A 650-nucleotide genomic window follows, 5' to 3' on the forward strand; every position below is an offset into this window, starting at 1 on the left:
AGGGAAAAGTATGAATAATTCAGGATCAATATAATAAATGAAGAATAATATTTAAACGGCACAAAAATGCCTATAATTAGCACAAAATACGTGTTTTGGGGACATTTACGGCGAAGCGGTCTTTCTTTATGCTTAGGTTATTCAAGGCCTTGGATAATTTAAATTAGGAAGTGTCTAGATGAATGATGAAGCTTTAAATTATCTGTTGGAAAATAATCGGATCAAAGTCATTTATGGTGTCTTAAAACAACTACATGTTTCACCAGCAACAGCATATTTCGAAGACTTAGTGGCTGAAAGATTGCCATGGCAGAGCAATTAAACGCTAATTTATCATGGATGATTGCTTTAAAAGGCTCCAGTAAGCTTGCTTTTTAACAACTTCCCTGGTTTTGACTTGGTCGGTAGCAATTTCTTCAACTACCTTTTTAATAGTGCGATAATCTGCGTTATATTGCCTTCCTAGGGCAGCGTAATTTGGTTTAATGTTTTCTTTCATATCTTTTAGCACTCCTTGTCTTAAATCATTTCTCACATCAGTTGCCTCCTTGAAAACTAAAAATACTGATGTAATTAATGATACAAAAAAATGTAGAAAGACCGACATTTTTGATTGCCGTTTTCGGGTCTAAACTTTTTAGTGTTGATGA

The 650-nt window shown here is 34.0% G+C and carries 2 protein-coding genes; one reads left to right on the plus strand and one right to left on the minus strand.

Features of this window, described 5'->3' with window-relative positions:
* The first annotated feature begins 178 nt into the window (after window positions 1-178).
* Window positions 179-322, plus strand: coding sequence for a hypothetical protein (locus tag FC65_RS11685; protein ID WP_235803138.1), 144 nt, complete (start codon window positions 179-181; stop codon window positions 320-322).
* A 3-nt stretch (window positions 323-325) separates the two neighbouring features.
* On the opposite strand, the gene FC65_RS11015 is transcribed toward FC65_RS11685, so the two are convergent.
* Window positions 326-535 (minus strand): hypothetical protein, encoded by a 210-nt coding sequence (locus FC65_RS11015; protein ID WP_082619106.1) that lies wholly within the window; start codon window positions 533-535, stop codon window positions 326-328.
* Between the last annotated feature and the right edge of the window lie 115 nt (window positions 536-650).

This window comes from Ligilactobacillus acidipiscis DSM 15836 (assembly GCF_001435755.1).
Lineage (GTDB): Bacteria > Bacillota > Bacilli > Lactobacillales > Lactobacillaceae > Ligilactobacillus > Ligilactobacillus acidipiscis.